Below are 3,647 nucleotides of genomic sequence, written 5' to 3'. Positions count from 1 at the left end.
CCACCGGCACCCTCCGCCGAGGCGAAGGCACCCTCACCCGCCTCCTCACCTCAGCAGCACACCTCCACACCCACGGCCACCCCATCAACTGGCCCGTTGGGCAGGGCAATCGACACGTCGATCTGCCCACCTACCCCTTCCGGCACCAGCGCTACTGGATCGACGTACCGGACACCACGGCGGCGCACGCCCCCGTCCCGGCGACCGACATCGTCGACACGCGCTTCTGGGAGGCCGTGGAGAACGAGAACTGGGAGTCGCTCGCCGACACGCTCGCCGTGCCCGACGACGCCTCGCTCAGCACGGTGCTGCCCGCGCTCGCGTCCTGGCGGCAGGAGCGCAGGCGCGAGGCCACGGTGAACGACTGGCGGTACGGGATCAGCTGGAAGCCGGTGGCCGACGGGGGTGCCACGACCAGGCTCGGGGGGACCTGGCTCGTGGTGTTCCCGGAGGGGCGGGCCACCGACGATGTCGTCCGTACGGCGGCGGAGGGGCTGGCGCGGCACGGCGCGCAGGTCGTGCCGCTGGAGCTGAACGCCTCCGGGGCCGGCCGGGGGACGTACGTCGATCTCATCGGCGAGAAGCTGTCCGCGCAGGGCTCTCCGCTCGCCGGCGTGCTCTCCTTCCTGGCGCTCGACGAGAGCGCCCATCCCGCGCATCCCGCCATGACGGCCGGTGTGGCAGGGACGCTCGCTCTCGTGCAGGCGCTCGGTGACGCGCGCCTTGAGGTGCCGGTGTGGTTCGGCACGTGCGGGGCGGTGGCGGTCGGGGCGTCCGACGCCGTGACCAGTCCGGCGCAGGCGCAGGTCTGGGGCCTGGGCCGGGTCGTCGCGCTGGAGCAGCCCGAGCGCTGGGGCGGCCTCGTCGATCTGCCGCGCGAGCTGGACGACCGGGCCCGGGCACGCCTGTGCGCGGTGCTGGCCGGGCTGGCGGGCGAGGACCAGGTGGCGGTCCGCAGCTCGGTCGTCTTCGCCCGGCGCCTGGTGCGCAACCCGCTGGACGTGCGGACGCCCGAGCAGGCGGCGCCCGGCTGGCGCACCAGTGGCACGGCGCTGGTGACCGGCGGGACGGGAGCGCTCGGCCCGCACATCGCGCGGTGGCTCGCCTCGAACGGCGCCGAGCATGTGGTGCTGACCAGCAGGCGCGGCCCGTCCGCTCCGGGCATGGCCGAGCTGGCGACGGAACTGGCCGCCGAGGGGGTCCGTCTCACGGTGGCCGCGTGCGACGCCGCCGACCGCGAGGCCCTCGCGGGCGTGCTGGAGCAGCTGAAGGCCGACGAGGAGTCCCTGCGTACGGTCGTACACGCGGCGGCGTTCATCGAGTTGGCGTCGCTGGCGGAGTCGGGGCTCGACGAGTTCGCGGACGTGCTGGCCGCGAAGGTGGCGGGCGCCGCTCACCTGGACGAGCTGCTGGGCGGCGACGACCTCGACGCGTTCGTGCTGTTCTCCTCCATCGCCGGTGTCTGGGGCAGCGGTGACCACGGTGCCTACGCCGCCGCCAACGCCTATCTGGACGCGCTCGCGGAGCAGCGCCGTGCCCAGGGTCTGAAGGCCAGTTCCATCGCATGGGGCGTGTGGAACGTCTGGGACCCGGAGCGGCTGCCGGAGGGCGTCAAGCCGGAGCAGCTGCAGGCGCGGGGACTGCCGTTCCTCGACCCGGACACGGCCTTCGCCACGATGCGCCAAATCCTCGCGCACGACGAGACCTTCGTGGCCGTGGCCGAGGTGGACTGGGAGCGCTTCGTCCCTGTCTTCACCTCGGCGGGACCTCGCCCGCTGCTCGCGGGTGTTCCCGAGGCGCAGCGCGAGATCGAGGCGGCCACGTCGTCCCCCGGAACCGCGTCGGGCGCGGACGCGCCGAGCGCTCCGTCGTCGCCTCTGCGCGACCGGCTGGAGGGTCTCGCGGCCGAGGAGCGGGGCCGGGTGCTGCTGGAGCTGGTGCGCGACCAAGCGGCCTCGGCCCTCGGTCATGCCTCCGGTGAGGCGGTCGAGCCGGGGCGGGCGTTCCGTGATCTGGGCTTCGACTCGCTGACCGCGGTTGAGCTGCGCAACCGGCTCAACACGGCCACCGGGCTGCGGCTGCCGGCGACCCTCGTCTTCGACTACCCCTCCCCCGGTGTGCTCGCCGCCCATCTGCGGGACGAGTTCTTCGGAGCGCTGCCGGACACCGCGCCGGCCGGGACCGCCGCGGCGCCGCCGACCCTGCCGGCCGCCGACGACGACCCGATCGTCATCATCGGCATGGGGTGCCGCTTCCCGGGCGGCGTGCGCTCGCCCGAGGAGCTGTGGGAACTCCTGCTGCGCGGCGGCGACGTGATCTCGGGCCTGCCGACCGACCGCGGCTGGGACCTCGACGCGCTCTATGACCCGGACCCGGAGCAGCGCGGCAAGTCCTACACCCGTCACGGCGGATTCCTCTACGACGCCGCCGACTTCGACCCCGCGTTCTTCGGCATCTCGCCCCGCGAGGCCCTGGCGATGGACCCGCAGCAGCGCCTGCTGCTGGAGACCTCCTGGGAGGCCTTCGAGCGGGCCGGCATCAACCCCCAGTCCCTGCGGGGCAGTCGTACGTCCGTGTTCGCGGGCGTCAGCTACCACGACTACGGCTCGCGCCTCGGCGAGACCCCGGAGGAGATCGAGGGCTACCTCGGTACGGGCAACACGGCGAGCATCGCCTCGGGCCGCGTCTCGTACGTCCTCGGCCTGGAGGGCGCCGCGGTCACCCTGGACACGGGCTGCTCGTCGTCGCTGGTCGCCCTCCATCTCGCGGCGCAGTCGCTGCGGCAGGGCGAGTCCACGCTGGCGCTGGCCGGCGGTGTGTCCGTGATGGCGGTGCCCACCTCCTTCACCGAGTTCAGCCGGCAGCGCGGCCTGTCCGTGGACGGCCGGTGCCGGGCCTTCTCGGCCGACGCCGACGGCATGGGCATGTCCGAGGGCGTGGGCATGCTGCTTCTGGAGCGGCTGTCGGACGCACGCCGCAACGGCCACCGAGTCCTTGCCGTCGTCCGCGGTACGGCGATGAACCAGGACGGCGCCAGCAACGGCCTCACCGCCCCCAACGGCCCCTCGCAGCAGCGGGTCATCCGGCAGGCCCTCGCCAACGCGGGTCTCGCCCCCGACCAGGTCGACGCCGTCGAGGCGCACGGCACCGGCACCAAGCTGGGCGACCCCATCGAGGCGCAGGCACTGATCGCCACGTACGGCCAGGACCACCCGGCCGACCGGCCCCTGTGGCTGGGCTCGGTGAAGTCCAACATCGGCCACACCCAGGCCGCTTCGGGTGTCGCGGGCCTCATCAAGATGGTCATGGCGATGCAACACGGCGTGCTGCCGAAGACGCTGCACGTCGGCGAGCCCACGCCGAAGGTCGACTGGTCGGCCGGAGCCGTCGCCCTGCTGACCGAGGAGACGGCCTGGCCCAGCACGGGACAGCCGCGCCGGGCCGGTGTCTCGTCGTTCGGCATCAGCGGCACCAATACGCACGCTGTGCTGGAGCAGGCTCCCGATGACGAGCCGGTGTCGGTGTCGGAGTCTCCGGGCGTCGTGCCGTGGGTGATCTCGGCCTGGACGGCCGACGCGCTGCGCGCTCAGGCACGACAGCTCCGCGAATACGTCGAGCAGCGGCCGGACCTGGACACCGCGGCCGTC

Annotated in this window: 1 protein-coding gene; it reads left to right on the top strand. The window is 73.5% G+C overall.

The genetic code is table 11. The annotated features are described in order from the left end of the window. The coding region (locus tag ACFYOP_RS33695; protein WP_388453933.1) for an SDR family NAD(P)-dependent oxidoreductase at positions 1-3,647 on the top strand (3,647 nt) is incomplete at both ends.

The organism is Streptomyces sp. NPDC006294 (assembly GCF_042870895.1).
In the GTDB taxonomy this organism is placed as follows: domain Bacteria; phylum Actinomycetota; class Actinomycetes; order Streptomycetales; family Streptomycetaceae; genus Streptomyces.
The sequence above is the reverse complement of the archived record's forward strand: the minus strand, read 5'-3'. Positions and strand labels throughout refer to the sequence as shown.